General features: G+C 49.3%; 14 protein-coding genes. 13 read left to right on the top strand and 1 reads right to left on the bottom strand.

Annotated features, from left to right (window positions below; translation table 11 throughout):
• The first annotated feature begins 1 nt into the window (after position 1).
• Positions 2 to 895 carry an NAD-dependent epimerase/dehydratase family protein gene (locus AB4111_RS12225; RefSeq protein ID WP_442031837.1) on the top strand — a complete coding sequence of 298 codons (894 nt, stop codon included), beginning with the start codon at positions 2 to 4 and terminating at the stop codon, positions 893 to 895.
• Between the two features lie 134 nt (positions 896 to 1,029).
• Here AB4111_RS12225 and AB4111_RS12220 read toward each other — a convergent pair whose 3' ends face one another.
• Complete coding sequence (locus AB4111_RS12220) at positions 1,030 to 2,043, bottom strand: LacI family DNA-binding transcriptional regulator (protein WP_442031836.1); 1,014 nt, start codon at positions 2,041 to 2,043, stop codon at positions 1,030 to 1,032.
• 413 nt (positions 2,044 to 2,456) lie between these two features.
• Here AB4111_RS12220 and AB4111_RS12215 point away from each other — a divergent pair, with 413 nt between their 5' ends.
• From AB4111_RS12215 to AB4111_RS12160, 12 genes are all read left to right on the top strand, one after another.
• Entirely contained in the window at positions 2,457 to 4,247 is a 1,791-nt protein-coding gene (locus AB4111_RS12215) for an L-fucose isomerase (protein ID WP_442031835.1), read from the top strand.
• Positions 4,248 to 4,372: 125 nt separating this feature from the next.
• Positions 4,373 to 5,863, top strand: coding sequence for a rhamnulokinase (locus AB4111_RS12210; RefSeq protein WP_442031834.1), 1,491 nt, complete (start codon positions 4,373 to 4,375; stop codon positions 5,861 to 5,863).
• Between the two features lie 70 nt (positions 5,864 to 5,933).
• Complete coding sequence (locus AB4111_RS12205) at positions 5,934 to 6,596, top strand: class II aldolase/adducin family protein (protein ID WP_442031833.1); 663 nt, start codon at positions 5,934 to 5,936, stop codon at positions 6,594 to 6,596.
• A gap of 283 nt (positions 6,597 to 6,879) precedes the next feature.
• Positions 6,880 to 7,608 carry an FCD domain-containing protein gene (locus AB4111_RS12200; RefSeq protein WP_442031832.1) on the top strand — a complete coding sequence of 243 codons (729 nt, stop codon included), beginning with the start codon at positions 6,880 to 6,882 and terminating at the stop codon, positions 7,606 to 7,608.
• A 41-nt stretch (positions 7,609 to 7,649) separates the two neighbouring features.
• Complete coding sequence (locus AB4111_RS12195) at positions 7,650 to 9,698, top strand: hydantoinase/oxoprolinase family protein (protein ID WP_442031831.1); 2,049 nt, start codon at positions 7,650 to 7,652, stop codon at positions 9,696 to 9,698.
• Positions 9,695 to 11,668 (top strand): hydantoinase B/oxoprolinase family protein, encoded by a 1,974-nt coding sequence (locus AB4111_RS12190; RefSeq protein ID WP_442031830.1) that lies wholly within the window; start codon positions 9,695 to 9,697, stop codon positions 11,666 to 11,668. Before AB4111_RS12195 ends, AB4111_RS12190 begins: the two co-directional genes overlap by 4 nt.
• Positions 11,669 to 11,744: 76 nt before the next feature.
• Entirely contained in the window at positions 11,745 to 12,881 is a 1,137-nt protein-coding gene (locus tag AB4111_RS12185) for an ABC transporter substrate-binding protein (protein WP_442031829.1), read from the top strand.
• A gap of 72 nt (positions 12,882 to 12,953) precedes the next feature.
• Positions 12,954 to 14,084, top strand: a complete 1,131-nt coding sequence (locus AB4111_RS12180; protein WP_442031828.1) for an ABC transporter ATP-binding protein — start codon at positions 12,954 to 12,956, stop codon at positions 14,082 to 14,084.
• Positions 14,081 to 14,998, top strand: coding sequence for an ABC transporter permease (locus AB4111_RS12175; RefSeq protein ID WP_442031827.1), 918 nt, complete (start codon positions 14,081 to 14,083; stop codon positions 14,996 to 14,998). Before AB4111_RS12180 ends, AB4111_RS12175 begins: the two co-directional genes overlap by 4 nt.
• Positions 14,991 to 15,836: an ABC transporter permease gene (locus AB4111_RS12170; RefSeq protein ID WP_442031826.1), complete on the top strand. Its 846-nt coding sequence runs from the start codon at positions 14,991 to 14,993 to the stop codon at positions 15,834 to 15,836. The genes AB4111_RS12175 and AB4111_RS12170 overlap by 8 nt, the downstream gene beginning before the upstream one ends.
• Positions 15,829 to 17,046: a M24 family metallopeptidase gene (locus AB4111_RS12165; RefSeq protein ID WP_442031825.1), complete on the top strand. Its 1,218-nt coding sequence runs from the start codon at positions 15,829 to 15,831 to the stop codon at positions 17,044 to 17,046. The genes AB4111_RS12170 and AB4111_RS12165 overlap by 8 nt, the downstream gene beginning before the upstream one ends.
• 82 nt (positions 17,047 to 17,128) lie before the next feature.
• Positions 17,129 to 18,316 (top strand): MFS transporter, encoded by a 1,188-nt coding sequence (locus AB4111_RS12160; protein WP_442031824.1) that lies wholly within the window; start codon positions 17,129 to 17,131, stop codon positions 18,314 to 18,316.
• Positions 18,317 to 18,392: the final 76 nt, after the last annotated feature.

The following is an 18,392-nucleotide window of genomic DNA, read 5'->3' as shown; positions in this document are numbered from 1 at the left end:
GATGAATAAAGTCCTTATACTTGGGGGTACACGCTTTTTTGGCAAACGTCTCGTGGATCACTTACTGTGGGAAGGGAAGTCGCAGATCACAGTCGCCACTCGTGGTAAAACGGATGTCGACTTCGGACCCGAAGTGAATCGGATCAAGATGGATCGTGAAAACCCGGAATCTCTGGCAGAGGTTGCGCAGACAGACATGTGGGATGTCGTGTACGACAATATCTGTTATTCACCAGATGCGGCGAAATCGGCATGCGAGGCATTCGCTGGGCGAACCAAAAGATACGTTTTGACATCCACACTTTCGGTGTACGGTTATCCCAGACCAGGATTTAAGGAAACGGATTTTGACCCGTATACATATCCGTTACAGTATGGGAGTGCGGAGGATTTTACGTACGGAGAAGGCAAACGGCTTGCGGAGGCTGTCTTTTTCCAGGAAGCAGATTTCCCGGTTGTAGCGATGCGAATTCCAATTGTACTTGGGATTGATGATTATACGAGAAGACTTCATTTTCATATTGAACATGTGCAAAAAGGAAAACCGATTGGCATGCCAAATCCGGATGCGGAGATTGGATTTATCAATTCCACCGAAGCGGCAAGATTCCTCGCTTGGCTTGGACATTCGTCCATTACCGGGCCGGTGAATGCAGCCTCCAAGGGTGCGATTACGTTGTCAGCCATGATACATTTGATCGAGACGGTCACTGGCATGCAGTCCCAGATCCTTACGGAAACGGTGAAAGAGGATATGTCACCCTTCGGAATTGAGCAATCATGGACGATGGAGACAACGAAGGCAGAACAAGCTGGATATACGTTCGAACCTCTTATGGACTGGTTCCCAGGACTCGTTCGTGAGGTCGCTCTCGCATTACAGTCAGAGCGGTAGAGCGGGTCATTCTAACACATGAACATCAAACAGGGTGCAACCGGAGCGTAATCTCCGGTGCACCCTGTTTGATGTTGTATATTTTTTTGAATTTGAACGGGACTTAATATAGTCCAATCTTGCGTTTAACTCTATTATGGCTCACGTGGGGCAGAGGCAGAGGCCCGTATGCGCAGTTCTGACGGTAGAATAATGGTTTGGGCTTCGGAAGGAGCCTTGCCTTCAATTCGGTCAATCAGCATCTGTACGCCCTGAAACCCAAAGTCATATGCTGGCTGTGCAGCTACAGTTAGGAAAGGATCAAAAGCAGAAGCCAGATCCAGATCGTCGAAGCATACGACAGAGATGTCTTCTGGCACACGTAGTCCTCGTTTGCGCAAAAGCCGGATGACCCCAATCGCCAGCATGTTGTTGGCGGCAAAAATGGCTGTTGGTTTCTCCGGTTGTGAGAGTAGTTGATCCAGTCCCTCTTCATCGCTGAAATCCCGGTACCCGGTTCGAAGCACAAGCTCGGGATCGATATCAACTCCGACCTCACGCATACCCTCTATATAACCTTCCTCCCGCAGTCTGGCGGTAGAAACCTCTGAAGAACCATTGACCAGAGCAATGCGCCGGTGCCCCAATTGCACCAGATAACGGATTAGCTCAATTGCACCTTCCCGGCTATCTCCGGCAATGATATCTGACGTAATGCCCGGGACGGTTCGGTCCAGAAAGACAAACGGTATGTGACGTTCCTGCAACTGTTTCAAATGAGTTAGAGAACGATCTCCCGCCGGGGCAAAGAGTACACCATCGACGCGAGTTGACAGAATTGCATCTACGTAGTCCTTTTCCTTATTGTAATCCTCGTCACTATTGCCGAATAAAAGACGGTACCCACGAAGATGGGCTGCATCTTCAGCACCACGGGCGAGTGTTGTATAAAAAGGATTGGTAATATCCGTAATAAGCAGCGAGAGCATCTGGGTTCGCTGAAGCACAAGGCTGCGTGCATTGGAGTTCGGGATGTAGCCAAGTTCGTCGATCACCTGTTGCACACGTTCGCGTGTCGCGGAACTTATGCGGCCTGTATGGTTAATGACCTTGGAGACCGTCATGGCGGAGACGTTGGCTTTTTTGGCAATATCGTAAATGGTAATCATTAGGGATCTAACCTTTCCGCAACATAGTCTTACCATTCTATAGGATAATGCCAATTGACAGCAAGATAGGCTCGTGCTATGTTAGGGTTACCGATAACCCTAAAGGGTTCTGAACGTCACTACTACATAAACCATTTTGTTAAATTCGCTCATGCACGTTCCATTTTCTAGAATAGGGGAACTACATACATAGCTGATTAATGAGATGGTTTATTGGTATTTTTTTAAATATGTAAACGTATTCAATATTCAAGAAGGCTCTTGATAATCTGTGTATACAGTTCTTATGTGCCACCTGGGTATCGGTTGTAATACCGTCATTATCTCACGCCATTCAATACACTTGGATCAGACAAAAGATTTCTCAATTCAACCCAAATTCTATGAAACGAATTGAAGGAGGACACTTTAGTATGACACATCAGGATTATCGCTATAAGCAGGCTTTTCCCAAGATTGGTATTCGTCCGACGATTGATGGAAGACGCAAAGGGGTTCGTGAGTCACTGGAAGAGCAGACGATGCGGATGGCGACATCCGTTGCCGAGCTGCTTGCAGCCGAACTTCGTTATCCGGACGGTTCCGCGGTGGAATGTGTTGTCGCTGAGACTTGTATTGGCGGTGTGGCCGAGGCGGCCGCAGCATCTGAACTGTTCAGTCGTTCCAATGTGGGCGTAACGATCACCGTGACACCATGCTGGTGTTATGGTACGGAAACCATGGATATGTCGCCATCCATCCCTACAGCCATCTGGGGTTTTAACGGGACTGAACGTCCAGGTGCGGTATATCTGGCAGCGGTACTCTCCGCTCACGCACAGAAGGGGATTCCGGCCTTTGGGATCTATGGAGAGGATGTGCAGGACGGCGGAGATACTACGATTCCCGATGACGTGCGTGAGAAATTGCTTCGGTTCAGTCGTGCGGGTCTTGCGGCCGCTAGCTTGAAAGGGCAAGCGTATCTGTCCATTGGATCGGTATCCATGGGGATTGCAGGCTCGATTGTGAACGATTCATTTTTCCAGGAGTATCTGGGCATGCGCAATGAATACGTGGATATGAGCGAACTTACTCGCCGTATCGAAGAAGAAATCTACGACCCCGAGGAGTATAAGCTCGCGCTGGCATGGGTGAAGGAGAATTGTAGTGAAGGTCCGGACAACAACGCTGCCCATCTGCAAACGGATCGCAAACGCAAAGAGTACGAATGGGAAACGGTTGTGAAAATGACCCAAATCGTCCGTGACCTCATGGCGGGCAATCCAAGACTGGCAGAGCTGGGGTTCACAGAGGAATCGATGGGTCACCATGCAATTGTATCCGGCTTCCAGGGACAACGGCAGTGGACGGATCATTCTCCGAACGGAGATTTTCTGGAGTCCATATTAAACTCTTCCTTTGACTGGAATGGCAAGCGCGCGCCTTATCTGGTTGCAACAGAGAATGATAGCTTGAATGGTGTGTCCATGTTGTTTGGTTCGCTGCTGACCCATACAGCACAGATTTTTGCTGATGTGCGTACGTATTGGAGTCCGGATTCAGTACAGCGTGTGACGGGGCACCAGTTGGAAGGAAACGCGAAGGATGGCATTCTGCATCTGATTAACTCCGGTTCCGCAGCTTTGGATGGCACAGGACAACAGTTCAGAGACGGGAAGCCTGTCCTTAAGCCTTTCTGGGAAATTACAGATGAGGAAGTTCAGGACTGTCTGAAAGCCACATCGTGGAGACCGGCATCCGTAGAATATTTCCGCGGGGGCGGCTATTCAGCGGATTTTCTGACCAAAGGTGGCATGCCTGTAACGATGACACGTCTGAATCTGGTCAAAGGGCTGGGACCAGTGCTGCAGATCGCTCAGGGTTACACGGTTGATCTGCCTGAAGATGTACATGATACGCTGGATCAGCGAACAGATCCAACCTGGCCATCCACCTGGTTTGCTCCTGTACTAACTGGATCGGGAGCATTTACTTCTGTATACGAGGTTATGAATCAATGGGGCGCGAACCATGGCTCCATCTCGTATGGGCATATCGGTGCTGACCTGATTACGCTCGCTTCCATGCTTCGCATTCCTGTAAATATGCACAATGTACCCGAGACGGAAATTTTCCGCCCGCGTGCATGGGGATTATTCGGCACAAGTGAACCTGAGAGTGCAGACTACCGTGCTTGCAGTGTGTTTGGCCCGTTGTATCGTTAACATAACGTTCCATTCCTGTTAAACGCCATGTTCCTTATGAAATGAAGGTAACATGGCGTTCTCTTGAAGGCTGTGTTCAGATAGCGACCATGGCTTATCTCGTAGAGTTAAGGAGGCTTGGGAGATTGGGCGATCAAGCAACACATGTACTTGCAGCCGATTACGGCGCCGGTAGTGGACGTGTAGTCCGGGGTTCTTTTGATGGAAGCAGACTTTCGTTACAAGAAGTGCATCGATTCAACAACGAACCCGTGCAGCTGGGAAGCAGATTGTATTGGGATTTCCTGCGACTTTTTCATGAATTAAAACAAGGCATTGTGAAAGGGACGCAAGGCATCTCTCCAACGGTCCGATCTATAGCTGTGGATACGTGGGGAGTGGACTATGGACTGGTAGATGGGGCGGGAAGATTATGCTCGAATCCACGTCACTATCGGGAGGCACGCAATGCGCAGTGGATGGAAGAAGTTCTGTACCTTGTGAAAGAAGAAGAACTGTACGCCATGTCCGGCGTTCTGCCGCAGCAAATCAATACGGTATTCCAATTGCTAGGCAGTGTGCGAGAGCATGTCGAAGGTTTGCGTCCGGATGTACGCATGTTATTTATGCCTGATTTGTTTCACTATTTTCTATCCGGTCGGCAGGCTTGTGAGTATACGATTGCAAGTACCAGCGGGCTGTTGCATGCAGGAGAGGCGCGTTGGAATGAGCACCTGATTGGACGTCTTGGTATACCGGAAACATTATTTCCAAAACTCGTTCAGCCTGGTACCGTGCTGGGGCAGTTAACGAATGATTTATGCGCCGAATTACGGACTGGACCGATGCAGGTAGTGTCTGTGGGCTCACATGATACCGCATCGGCCTTGGCAGCCATCCCTGCGATGGATTCGGATTTCGCTTTTATCAGCTGTGGAACCTGGTCTCTTATGGGTGTGGAGCGTGATACACCTGTATTGGATGACCGAAGTCTTGCATTGGGATTCACCAATGAAGGGACCGTAAGTGGTAAAGTACGTACCCTGAAAAATCGTTCAGGTTTGTGGCTGCTACAGGAATGCAAACGGCAATGGGAACGGGAGAATCAATTTTTTACACATGAAGAACTGATCCAATTGGCTGCCTTGGCAACGCCGCATATAAGTTACGTATCTCCGGGAGATGGCGTATATTTGGCGCCAGGGAATATGGCTGAGCGAATACGGCAACAATGCAGTGCCAGCAGACAGACTGTACCCGAAACGACTGGAGCGGTTGTACGCTGCATTCTGGAAAGTCTTGCTCTGGAATTCAGACAGACGCTGGATGAACTGCAGTTGATTACAGGTACAAGACCTGGTGTCATTCATATGGTTGGTGGCGGTGTGCACAATCGACTATTGTGCCAGTTTACAGCCAATGCAGCCGGTGTACCGGTAGTGGCAGGCCCGGCAGAGGCAACTTCAGCCGGGAATTGCATGCTGCAATTCCTTGCTCATGGAGAAGTGAGTAGCTTGACCGAGGTTCGGGAGGTCATGGCTGCTTCCTTTTCCCCCGAGACCTACGAACCTGCGGATTCAGAGGTGTGGCAAGAAGCTTATGAAAACTACCAAAGTCTGAATCAAATCATAAGGTAATGAACAGATTCAATGCTATGAGCATGGACGTAAAATGCTAAAAAGAAAAGTTCGAGGAGTGGTGAGGAACATGTCTGAACAGCAAATAAGGGAAGAGTTGACGAAATATGCCCGCAGAGCAGTTGCCCAAGGACTGGTCGTAGGCCCAGGTGGTAATCTGAGCGCCCGTTCGGAGGGGACGATGTTGTTGTCTCCGAGTGGTTACGCGCTTGAAGATCTGGAGCCTGAAGAATGGATTGCAATTGATATTGAGACAGGAGAGACTCGGGCCGGAGCAACACGCCCTTCCTCTGAAGTATTGATGCATCTGTACAGCTATCGTGTGAATCCGGATATTCAAGCCATTGTACATACACATCCGGCATATACAATCGCACTCAGTCTCGTTTTCGATGAATTGCCACACTTGTTTCCTGATCAGTCGGCATTGGTGGGCGATATTGGATTCGTGTCATACGTTCTGCCAACGACCAAACTTCTCGCGGATGCAGTCTCAGCAAAAGTAGAGGAACATACGGCGCTCATCCTCGTCAATCACGGATTGGTCACAACGGGTAAAAACCTCCGTGAAGCCTATTACCGCACCCAGGTAGTGGAAGAAAGTGCGAAGGTGTATATGATCGCCAAGGCAGCCGGGGAACCCAAAGTGCTTACTGCCGAAGAATACAAGGAAATCCAATCCCTTGAAAGTGAAGCATACCGTGTGCAGTTGCTGCAACAACTCAAGTCCTGAGACCTTATTTGTTCATTCGTGAGTGTGTTTATGATTCAAAAATATTACTACCTTAAGGGCAGTTTACATCCTCCAGCTAAATGTTGGAATAAAGGATGTGAAATGCTCTTTTTTAATGTCGAATTAGAAAACGTAATAATGAAGCGGGAGTGAATAATTCGTACTAATTTGATGAGATTTGTTGAAACTGAGATGGCTTGAAGTTATACTATCGTTAATCATCAATGAGTAACAACTAAAAGCATAATAAATAACAATTAAGTATTTAAGAGGGGGAAATGCAGTGGGTCCTGAGCTAAACGAAATGGAGTTGGAATACGAACTGCTGAAGCAGCTTCGAGACGCCAGCGCTCCCATCGGGGCTAGTACGTTGGTTCATACTTTGGGCAAAACGTATGGTCTGAGTCAGGCAACCATCGGAAGAAGACTTATGGAGATGGATGTTGAAGGTTTTACGGTTCTGGAAGGTCGCAAGGGAAGGACTTTGACCGAACAGGGTCTGGACCGAATGAAGACACTGGAAAGAGATTTGCAGCAAAAAAGTGTGAATTCACAGTTAATTCAGATGTTAAATCATTCCGGGGAAAAGGCTCTGCTGGATGTTCTCGTTGCCAGAAGGGCACTTGAGCGGGAGATCGCTTCCCTGGCAGCACAGCGTGCCTCGAAAGAATACATATTACTGTTGCAAGCATCGATTGCGAACCAGTATGAATTGCTTTCCAAGAATATTATACCATACGAGCAGGACCGGGAGTTTCACAGATTGCTGGCTTATGCTGCGCAAAACCAAATTCTTCTGCACGCGGTTGAACTGGTATGGGAGACAAGCCGTGATTTTCTAGAAACAGCATATATTCGCCGGAGAGTAGGAAGTGAATTAGTTGTGGACCATCAGCAGATTCTGGATGCTATTGTAGCCGGCTCTCCAGAGCAGGCTGAAGCGGCAATGGTGAACCATATTAACCAAATGATCAATGATGTCAAACGTTATTTCGCCATGCAAAACCAATAAAACACCTTTGAACGAAACCCGGTGTTAAAGGAGCTGAGCTTGTGGACACACTCTATCGTTTAGGCATAGATATCGGAGGTACTTTCACGGATGCACTTGTGATGGACCATCAGAACAGGGTGATTGCGGCGCTGAAGACGCCATCGATTGCAGCAGCTCCAGAACAGGCGATTTTCAACGTACTTGATCAACTCAAGGCGAATGGCGTGAACATTCGTGAGATTGATCTATTTGTGCATGGAACAACACTTGGCGTCAACACGTTAATCGAACGAAATGGTGCTGTTACAGGCCTGTTGGTCACTAAAGGATTCCGCGATATTCTTGAAATCCGGCGGTTGCGACTTGAGGATACAACCAATCTGTACGGTGACAAGACAGATCCTTTAGTACCGAGAAATCGCGTGAAGGAAGTTGATGAACGGGTGATTGCGAGTGGGGGGATACTCCAGCCACTGGATCAAGAACAGCTGTTGCAAGCGGTACATGAGCTGGTGGAGGATGGCGTTACAGCTTTGGCCATCAGTTTTTTGCATGCTTATGTGAATCCTGCGCATGAACAGCTTGCGGAAGATCTGATCAGGGAACGTTATCCACAACTGTTCATCTGCCGAAGCAGCGCCATCTGGCCACAACAGCGTGAGTTCGAACGAACACTTGCAACGGCCATGAATGCTTATGTAGGTGAACGGATGGGGTCTTACTTCCTGCGTCTGCAAGAAGGGATTCAGGCGTATGGCCTCAAAGCCAACTTGCTGTCCACCATGTCCAACGGTGGAATTATGACAGCTGCCAGAGCGGCTAATGAGCCGGTACGCACGCTTCTATCCGGGCCTGCTTCCGGCGTAATCGCCGCGACCCATATCGCTGAACGAGCTGGGATTCATCAGGTCATCACATTTGACATGGGCGGGACAAGCGTTGATGTTGCTCTCATTGACAAAGAACCAACCTATTCATCCGAGAACAAGGTTGGTGATTTTCCTGTCATCATTCCTGCTGTTGATGTAACGGCTATAGGGGCAGGTGGTGGTTCAATTGCCTGGCTTGATTCCGTAGGCGTACTCAAGGTTGGACCACGTAGCGCTGGAGCCAACCCTGGTCCGGCATGCTATCAGCGCGGGGGGGAAGAGCCGACAACCACAGATGCTTATCTACAGCTTGGTATCTTGCATGCTGATCGTTTCCTTGGTGGACAAATGCGTCTGTATCCCGAACTTGCAGAGCGTGCTCTATCCAATCTGGGAGAGAAGCTTGGACTGAATGCTGAACATACTGCGCAAGCCATTCTCGATGTGGCAACCGCCAATATGTATGCCCAGTTTTCTCCCCTAATGGCTCGCAAGGGTGTTGATCCCCGCGATTTTACATTGCTCGCATATGGTGGAGCTGGCCCGATGCATGCTTTTCTGATGGCACGTGAGGTAGGCATTGGCAGAGTGCTAATCCCGCCATCTCCGGGAACGCTGTGTGCCATGGGCTGCACGGTTGCCAATCTTCGCAATGATTTCGTTTATACGTTACATAAAAGCACCCAGACTTTGGCGTCTGGCGAATTAGGCTCTCTTTTCGCTGAACTGGAAAACCAGGGACGTAGCTGGGTCGATGAGGAAGCGCGAGGCGGTGTCAAGCTGGACAATATCTATTGCCTATACAGTGCGGATATGCGCTATGAAGGACAAGCATTTGATCTTGAGGTCACGCTGACATTGGAAGAAATTGAAGACTCTAAAAAGGCAGGAATGAAATTCCATTCATCTTACCAGAACGTGTTTGGCATTAGTCAGCCAGAGGCGGAGGTTATGTTCGTAAGTCTCAGAGCGACCATTGTTGGTGTTTTGCCTACTCATAACAAGGTAGCTCCGGCAAATTTGCCATTCGATGAGAGTGAAGCGGAAGAACGGATCATTACCTTTGACCATGTACAGCAGACAGCTAAGGTACTTAAAAGGGGACAGATTCCACTGGTGGATGCTCCCATCCCCGGGCCTATTATTGTGGAGGAATACGATACAACGATCTTTATCCCGCCTGGATTTAAGGTATACCGGGATGCCCACGGGAACGTGATTGGGGAGGTGGAAGCATGATCGGTGACAAGGTCTTTCTTGAGATTTTCAACAACCGGATTCAAGCCGCCGTGGAAGAAATGGCGAATGTCGTTCTGCGCACAGGATTCACCGCTTTTGTCAAAGAAACGGGCGATTTTGGAACCTACCTCTTATCTCCATCCGGGGAAACGTTCGGGTCGCCGCTGGAGACGGGTTACAATCTGTCCCTGGGCATTCCTGCTGCTGCGACCATTAACAGTATAGAAGACTGGAAGGAAGGAGATCTCGTCATATGTAATGATCCTTATTCCACCAAAGGCATGGTCACACACCTTCCAGACATTCATCTCATCAAGCCTTATTTTCACGAAGAGCGAATTATAGCATACGGCATGTGCTTTGTTCATTCTTCTGACGTGGGTGGCAAGGTACCGGGGAGTGTATCTCCCAGCGCTTACGATATTCATATGGAAGGCATTCGTATTGCACCAGTCAAGCTATACGAAGCCGGTGTTTTGAACGAGCAAATTCTGCGCATGTTTCTGGACAACAGCCGAATTCCGGAACAAAATCTTGGTGATCTCAAAGCGCTTATGGCTGCCTTGAATCGGGGAGAGCAGCGGCTTGAGGAACTCATTGCACGTTATGGCGTGGAAAAAATTGAGCAGGGCATCGAACAATTGCTGGAATACGCCGAGCTGAAGGCTCGTGCGATCGTACAGGATATCCCTGATGGTTCCTATGACTTCTGGGACTATCTGGAGCAAGGACCCGGAGGATATCCCATCCGGTTGCGCTGCAAAATGACGATCGCGGGCAGTGACATTCATCTGGACTTTAGCGGCACCGATCCTCAGGTCAGGGCTTCATTCAATATTCCTACCCACAATCAACAGGGACATTACATGCTGGTACCCGCACTCATTCGTTATTTCCGTACACTCGATCCGACCATTCCGTGGAATTCGGGCATGATTCGCATGGTGCGAAATTACGCACCTCCTGCTTCTGTACTCAACCCGGAGCCGATGGCAGCTGTTGGGGCACGTGCCGCGACCTTTATTCGGCTGATGGACGTAATCACGGGAGCCCTGGGGAAAGCTCAGGGCAATATGGTCCCCGCGGCAGGAGCTGGACAAGCCTGTATCGTCATGATGGCGATGACAGATGCATCCGATGGCAAGAAAAAGGTGGGCGTAATTCAGCCGATCTGCGGAGGTTCGGGAGCTAGGCCGATGAAAGACGGGATTGACGGCATGGATTTTGCGGTCGGTCATCTCCGGAATATTCCTGCGGAAACGGTGGAATTCGAGATGCCTGTGTTAATCGAGCATTATGGTCTTCGTGCCGATTCGGCAGGTGCGGGAACCTTCCGGGGTGGAAGCGGGATTGACCTGTGTGTCAGAATTCTAACACCGGATACTGTGATGACGGCCAGAAACATGGAGCGTATGGAGTTTCAGCCGTGGGGCAGGCTCGGTGGTGGCGTAGGTTCACATGGAGAAGCGATTTTTAATGCTGGGCGTGCAAGTGAGCATCATCTTGGAAGAATTGATGAGCTGCTACTTCAGCCTGGAGAAACGGTTACGTTCCTTTCACAAGGCGGAGGCGGATATGGCGATCCGTATGAACGTGATTCTCGTCTGGTTCTGGAAGATGTAAGAAGAGGGCTGGTATCCACGGAGAAAGCTCTTGAGTTATACGGTGTTGTGATTGACGGCTTGGAGCTAAACGAGAGCGATACCGAACAAATGAGAGCCAAGCGAGTGCGTCAGCAGGAGGAGTTCGCCTATGGCAAGGCGCGGGAACAATTTGAAGACATATGGAGCGATGAGATGCAGGTAACGCTGAATCAGGCATTGCTGAATGCTCCGCTTGCACTGAGAGACTACCTGAAACGTCAGACCATGGGCATTGTAGAGGAGAAACGTAAGGAATCCCTAACAGTAGATCCACGGGAGATCTCAGACATTATGGAAGGGATACGCCAGAAAATAGGGTTGAATTGATCAAGTGTATGGAGGATATCTAGTTCTGTCTTATCGATAAAACCGTAAAACCAACTACATGGATGGGGGAAATTGCATGTTTAAATCAAACAAAAAACGCTTTCTCAGCCTCGCCTCACTGACACTGGCCGGTACATTGGTGCTTTCCGCTTGTGGTGGAGCCGGTAACTCAAGTAATACTGCCGGAGAGAGTGATTCTTCAGGAGCAGGCGCAGACAAAGTTAAGCTGACGATGTTTATCTGGGCCGGTTCCAATCAGGATGTTGTTCCTAAAGAAGTGGTTGCCGAGTATGTGAAAGAACATCCCAACGTTGAAGTCACTTTTGAGGAGTCCTCCAATTCGGTAATGTATCCAAAGATGGTGGCAGGCAAGCAGGCTGATGCCAACAATCCGGTCGTCAATTTCGGTTACTTCAATGCAGATGCGACGGCAAAAGGCTTAAATGATGATATGTGGGAGCCCCTGGATACAAGCATCGTGACCAATATTAAGGATATTCCAGAGTCCTTCCACAAGCCAGACAATAAAGGTGTGGTCTGGGGCGTTTCGAGCTTCGCCTTAGTGTATAACAAAGACCTGGTGAAAACGCCACCTACCAGTTGGAACGATCTGTGGGATAACGAGGAGTTCAAAGGAAAAACGGCGCTCTGGGATTATATGTTCTATTCCTATATCTCCCCGCTTATTGCGACCAAAGGTCAAGAGATTGGTGCATCCTATGAAAATCCCGAGCCAGCCTTCCAGTTCTGGGCAGATCGCAGTGACCAGATTGGCACATTGGTTTCATCCAATGATCAGCTGAAGGCACTGCTGGAGTCAGGTGATGCTCTCATTGCCCCATTCAGCGCACAGGTTGCACAGACATGGATTGATGGCGGTTCTCCACTTGCCGTAGCGTATCCGAGTGAAGGTGCAATCTCCTTCCCGTACACACTTCAGGTGGTGAAAGGCTCAACACCTGAGCAGGCACGTGTTGCAAATGAAATTATCAACGAATTGTTGAGCGCAGAGGCGCTGTCCCAATATGCAGAAGCGACGGGTACGCCAGTAACCAGTACGACAGCTGCAGTTCCAGACAAGTACAAGGATGATCCTTCATTCTCCGTTGAAACGCAAAGTAGCGGCATTAATCCAGACTGGGATGTGCTCGCACAGAACAGTTCTTCCTGGAAGGAACTATGGGACCGACTCGTAAAAACTAAGCTTCAATAGAAGGATTGTTGTCAGGCACGCAACGATTCCGGGTTCTGTTATGAACCCGAAACGGATGGGAGGGAATCAGAGATGAGCAGCGGACAAGAAACCATATCCATTGAAACAAGGGAAGTCACGAAGAGCTATGGTGAACGAACCGCCGTTGATCAAGTAACACTCCAAGTGAAAAAGGGCGAATTCGTTTCCTTGCTTGGTCCGAGTGGCTGTGGCAAAACCACACTGCTGCGCATGCTTGGCGGACTTGAGCAACCGGATAAGGGCACCATTATGCTGGGAGGCCGGGATGTGACTGGTGTTCCAGCCTATGGACGCAATAGCAATATGATTTTTCAGCAGCTTGCGCTGTTCCCTCATATGGACGTATTCAACAACATTGCCTATGGGCTAAAGGTGAAGAAGTTACTCAAAGCCGATATTCAACGGCAGGTAGGTGAGATGCTGGATCTGGTCCAGCTCGGAGACTATGGCAGGCGTGCAGTGTCCGAGCTGTCCGGGGGGCAGGCCCAACGCGTCGCCATTGCTCGCGCACTGATCAACAGACCCGAAGTGCTGCTGCTTGACGAACCTCTCTCTGCATTGGACATGCAGCTGCGTCTCGATATGCAGCGTGAACTGAAACGCATCCAGCGCGAGTTCGGCGGAACGTTTATCTTTGTAACGCATGATCAGAGTGAGGCCATGAACATGTCTGACCGAATTGGAGTCATGCGAGCCGGAAAGCTGCTGCAATATGCAACCCCTGATGAAATCTATGAAAGACCGGCCGATAGTTTCGTAGCCAAGTTCATTGGAGATACCAACCTCTTAGAGACAGAAGTGTTAGGACATGATGTCAATGGAATTCGGGTAGAATGTTTCGGCATTTCATTGCTGGTGAAAGTCAGTGATGGCAAAGCTGTGCCGAAAGCCGGAGCACAACATTCCCTATCCATCCGCAATGAGTATATTCGACTCGGAGAAGATGCAACTCATTGCGTAAACAAGCTGAATGGACAAGTGATTGAAGCGGTGTACGGCGGAGCAAATATTCGTTACAGCGTGCAGATTGCTGAGGGTTTCCTGGTTCAGGCCAGTGTGCTGCATCAGCGGGGAGTCTCGCGCTATCGTCCAGGCGAACGGATACAAATTGGCTTTGATTCAGAGGACGCGCTCTTATTATCTGATCCCATGCATGACCATGTTCAGGGTGCAGGAATATGAACCGGATCGCGGAACGGATCGTGAATTTGTATTCCTTTGGAAATCGCACATGGGTAACCCGGTTGCTGCTTCTGTTGCCTGCGCTTGCTCTGATGGGCATCGTTTATCTTGGCGGTTTGCTGATCTTTGGCAGATATAGCTTTGATATGTATGAGAATGGCAAGCTTATTCGCGGCTGGGACTGGGGAGCCTATCGGGCTTTTTTATCTGATCCTTACTATTGGAAACTGATCGGCACGACATTTCGCATTGCCTTTAAGGTTACGTTATGGAGTCTGTTGCTTGCATATCCGCTAGCCTACTGCATAGCTGGTCTAAAGAAGCCTGGCATGAAGCAATTGTTGCTGCTGCTCACCTTTCTTCCGCTACTGGTCAGCGCGGTTGTGCGTTCTTACGGATGGCAACTTTTGCTGTCCAAACAGGGTTTCATGAACTGGGTGTTCATCCGGCTGGGGCTTACCGAGGAAGGATTCAGCATGATATACAACGAGACAGGTGTCGTTGTGGCGCTTGTCCATATTTTCCTGCCATTTATGGTCTTTCCAATCCTGAATGTATTGTCCCAAAGTGATGCCTCTTTAAAGGCAGCTGCTCAGGATTTGGGGGCGGGCAGCTGGCGAACGTTCTTGACCATTACCCTGCCTTTATCGGCAAGAGGCATTGCAAGCGGGGTGCAGATTGTGTTCACGCTATGTCTCACCGCATTCACCACACCTCAGCTGATCGGCGGGGGAAGAGTCATGACACTTCCGGTATTTATATACCAGCGTACGTTGGATACCAACTGGCCGATGGCTGCGGTTGCTAGCCTGTTCTTACTTGTGTCTTCCATTGTCGTCTCGTTGCTTGTGAATAAAGGAGCAGAAATGTTGATGTTCCGTCGTTCCCGTAAGGGAGGTCAGGCATATGGTTAAGTCGAACAGGGGAACCAAGCTGTTGCTCTATATCTTTGTGGGTGCCGTAGCAATTTATTTGCTGCTGCCACTGCTGATGATTATGTTGACATCTGTAGGCTCTGGTTCAGCCAGCAAATTCCCGCCGGAAGGTCTAACCTTGAAATGGTACGCCAATCTGAGTGAGCAGACCCAATTTCTTGATGCGTTCAAGAACAGCCTTATTGCTTCCACAGGAGCGGTTCTGCTGGCTTTGATTACAGGTACACTTGCAGCGCTAGCGATTGTGCAGTACCCTTTCCCCGGCTCAGGTATTTTAAGAGCATTTTTTGTATCTCCAATGGTTATGCCGAAAATTACGCTGGGTATCGCATATTTGATTTTATTCTCGAAAATGCATATTGCCGGCGGACTGTTTGCACTTATTTTGGGTGAAGCGGTCATTGTGCTTCCATTCGTGCTCACTCTTGTGGGGAGTGCATTAGCCAATCTGCACCCGGCTCACCGGGAAGCTGCTGCGGACCTTGGCGCAGGACCGATGCGTATCTTTTTCACAATTACGCTGCCACAGCTCCGATTATCCCTGCTCCTGTCGGGGTCTGTCGCTTTTGTCTTCACTTTCGATCAGGTCGAGGCTGCACTGCTGCTACTCCGTCAGGATAGCTACACGTTGCCAATCCAGCTATTCCTGTATATGGAGAAATGGCAGGACCCAACGATTGCTGTTGTGTCTGTCGTTCTGATCGCTTTTGCGCTAGCTCTATTTATGACGATTAAACTAGTGCTGCGCTCTGTACCGGGACTTGAACGTTTATTTGGTCGCACCAAAACAAAAGGAGGTCTGGATCAAAATGACTAATTCACAGCATCTATCCCATAGCTCAGGTCTGAATCGGGATCGGGCGGAAGAAGTGATGAAAGCTCAGGGGCTAAGTGCCCTGATCGCAACTACTCCGGAGAACCTTCACTATGTCATCGGGTCCCAACTGCGTGCAAGCAATTGGATGATGCAGATTTATGCGGTTCTGCCTGCGGATAGATCTGCTAAGCCGTGTATCGTCATTCCAACGAATCGGTTGGGCGTGGTGGCCCAATTCGGTATCACGGGGGTGGACATATTTGCCTACAGTGATTTTTTCGTGGAAGGTTCAATTGAAGGCAAACCTTCCACTGACGACATTGATCTGTTCTATTCTCTCTTGCAAACGACGGTTATTCATCCAAGTCCAGTAGAAGCGCTCAAGGCAGCATTAAAACAGCTTGAGATCGAAGATCAGCCGATTGGAATCGATGAGATGCGGATCGCTCCCGATATTCTGACCAGAATCAAGGAGGAGGTTACTGACAGACCGGTAGTTCCTGCATATAAGCTGTTCAGACATATCCGTCTGGTCAAGACCCCTTTTGAGATCGAGCAACTTCGTCAGGCTGCCCAATTAAATGAACGGATTGAGCAGGAACTCATTGATCTGATTGCCGCAGGTGTTCATGAGAAGCAACTTGCCGATCATTATCGCCTGGCTGTGATGAGAGCAGGTGGAACTCCCGCAATGACAGCGGTAGGGGCAGGGCCACGTAGTGCGTTGCCACTCATTGAAAATTATTTTCATACGATAGAGACTGGAGATCAGATCCGTTTCGATCTTTGCCTTCAGCTGGAAGGATACTGGGGAGATACGGGCCGTACGGTTGTTGCAGGTGAGCCTACTGCTTGGATGAAAAAACATTTTGATGCCGTTAAAAGTGGCTGGGAGACGGCACTTGAAACCGTGCGCCCTGGCGTAAAGGCGTCGGACGTATTCCATGCGGCAGTGTCCCAGGTACAGCGTGAGGGGATTCCGCATTACCGACGTCAGCATGTGGGCCATGCCATCGGGTTGGAACTGTACGACGATATAACCCTCTCCCCGGGGGACCAGCGCATACTGGAGTCCGGTATGGTGCTATGTGTTGAGGTGCCATATTACGAGTTAGGTGCTGGTGGATTCCAAATCGAGGATACCATTGTCGTAACGCCAGATGGTTATGAGTTTCTGACCCATATGGAGCGGAAACTGTTCACCAAATAACGATAAATGGAAGGCTTCACTGACCGGCGATCAGGCCACAGTCGATCCAAGAAGCTTTCTTACTGAGAAAGTTGGAACATCCATGATTCAGCAGGGAACTAAGACGTTTCGTAACATTAGCCTTGCACTGTTCGCCGGAGGTTTTGTCACGTTTGCTTTGCTCTATAGCCTCCAACCCTTAATGCCTGAGATTAGCGATGCATTCGCCATTACGCCGGCACACGCCAGTCTTACGTTATCGGTAACAACGATCGCCATGGCATTGACGATGCTGTTCATCGGCTCCTTGTCTGATTCTGTGGGACGACGCTTCATTATGACAGCAGCACTGGTCATATCTTCTGTTATTGCTTTGCTGAGTGCGTTCAGCTCGGGATATACGGAGCTTCTTCTGCTTCGTATTCTCCAGGGAGTGGCACTCGCAGGGTTGCCAGCGATAGCCATGACATATCTGTCAGAAGAAATTGAACCTAAGAGTCTTGGTTATGCCATGGGCCTATATATCAGCGGGAACTCGATTGGGGGCATGGCCGGCCGTTTTATCAGCGGTGTGGTGACAGACTGGTTCAGTTGGCGTGCTGCTGTGGGGTTCATTGGTATTCTTGGACTGTGTGCAGCCGTTATTTTTTGGCTTGTCATCCCGCCATCTCGTCATTTTGTCAAAGCTTCACCCGGATTCAAAAATCCATTACCTCTTCTGTGGTCACAGTGTCGCAACCCAAGGCTGCTGTGCCTGTATGGACTCGGATTTCTCCTAATGGGGGGCTTTGTAACCCTGTTCAACTATATTGGTTTTGAATTAACGGGTGAACCGTATCATCTAAGTCAGTCCATTGTTGGAAGTCTTTTTGTGGTGTATCTGATGGGTACGGTCAGCAGCACATGGATGGGCAGACTGGCAGACCGGTATGGCAGATCACATGTGCTTGGAATTGCGCTGGGCATTATTCTGGCGGGTGCAGTCTGTACCGTTCATCCAGCGCTTTGGGTCAAAATTATCGGACTCGCTCTGTTTGCCTTTGGTTTCTTTGGCGGCCATTCGATCGCAAGCAGTTGGGTTGGACTCGTGGCCAATCAGCACAAATCCCAGGCTAATGCGTTGTATTTGTTTTTCTACTACCTTGGTTCCAGCGTAAGTGGAACAGGAGGCGGACTGTTATACAGCCATCTGGGATGGATAGGCATTGTGGGCATGATTGGTGTGTATGTTTTGATCGGTTCTGTCTTGTGTAATTTGCTTGTTCACAGGTTGAAGGGACAGGCTACATAAAGCAACTTTTTACGACAGCTATTGCATATCCTGAAATACCGAGTATAATACTTGGTAAATAGACGAAAAGGGGATG

Origin of the sequence: Paenibacillus sp. 2KB_22, from assembly GCF_052115745.1 — a bacterium.
Lineage (GTDB): Bacteria > Bacillota > Bacilli > Paenibacillales > Paenibacillaceae > Paenibacillus.
Note: the sequence above shows the minus strand (reverse complement) of the source record. Positions and strands in the feature narration are given on the sequence as shown.

Coding starts and splice junctions, on each gene's coding strand:
- AB4111_RS12225 (WP_442031837.1), top strand. CDS start 2: ATGAATAAAGTCCTTATACTTGGGGGTACACGCTTTTTTGGCAAACGT.
- AB4111_RS12220 (WP_442031836.1), bottom strand. CDS start 2,043: ATGATTACCATTTACGATATTGCCAAAAAAGCCAACGTCTCCGCCATG.
- AB4111_RS12215 (WP_442031835.1), top strand. CDS start 2,457: ATGACACATCAGGATTATCGCTATAAGCAGGCTTTTCCCAAGATTGGT.
- AB4111_RS12205 (WP_442031833.1), top strand. CDS start 5,934: ATGTCTGAACAGCAAATAAGGGAAGAGTTGACGAAATATGCCCGCAGA.
- AB4111_RS12190 (WP_442031830.1), top strand. CDS start 9,695: ATGATCGGTGACAAGGTCTTTCTTGAGATTTTCAACAACCGGATTCAA.
- AB4111_RS12185 (WP_442031829.1), top strand. CDS start 11,745: ATGTTTAAATCAAACAAAAAACGCTTTCTCAGCCTCGCCTCACTGACA.
- AB4111_RS12180 (WP_442031828.1), top strand. CDS start 12,954: ATGAGCAGCGGACAAGAAACCATATCCATTGAAACAAGGGAAGTCACG.
- AB4111_RS12175 (WP_442031827.1), top strand. CDS start 14,081: ATGAACCGGATCGCGGAACGGATCGTGAATTTGTATTCCTTTGGAAAT.
- AB4111_RS12170 (WP_442031826.1), top strand. CDS start 14,991: ATGGTTAAGTCGAACAGGGGAACCAAGCTGTTGCTCTATATCTTTGTG.
- AB4111_RS12165 (WP_442031825.1), top strand. CDS start 15,829: ATGACTAATTCACAGCATCTATCCCATAGCTCAGGTCTGAATCGGGAT.
- AB4111_RS12160 (WP_442031824.1), top strand. CDS start 17,129: ATGATTCAGCAGGGAACTAAGACGTTTCGTAACATTAGCCTTGCACTG.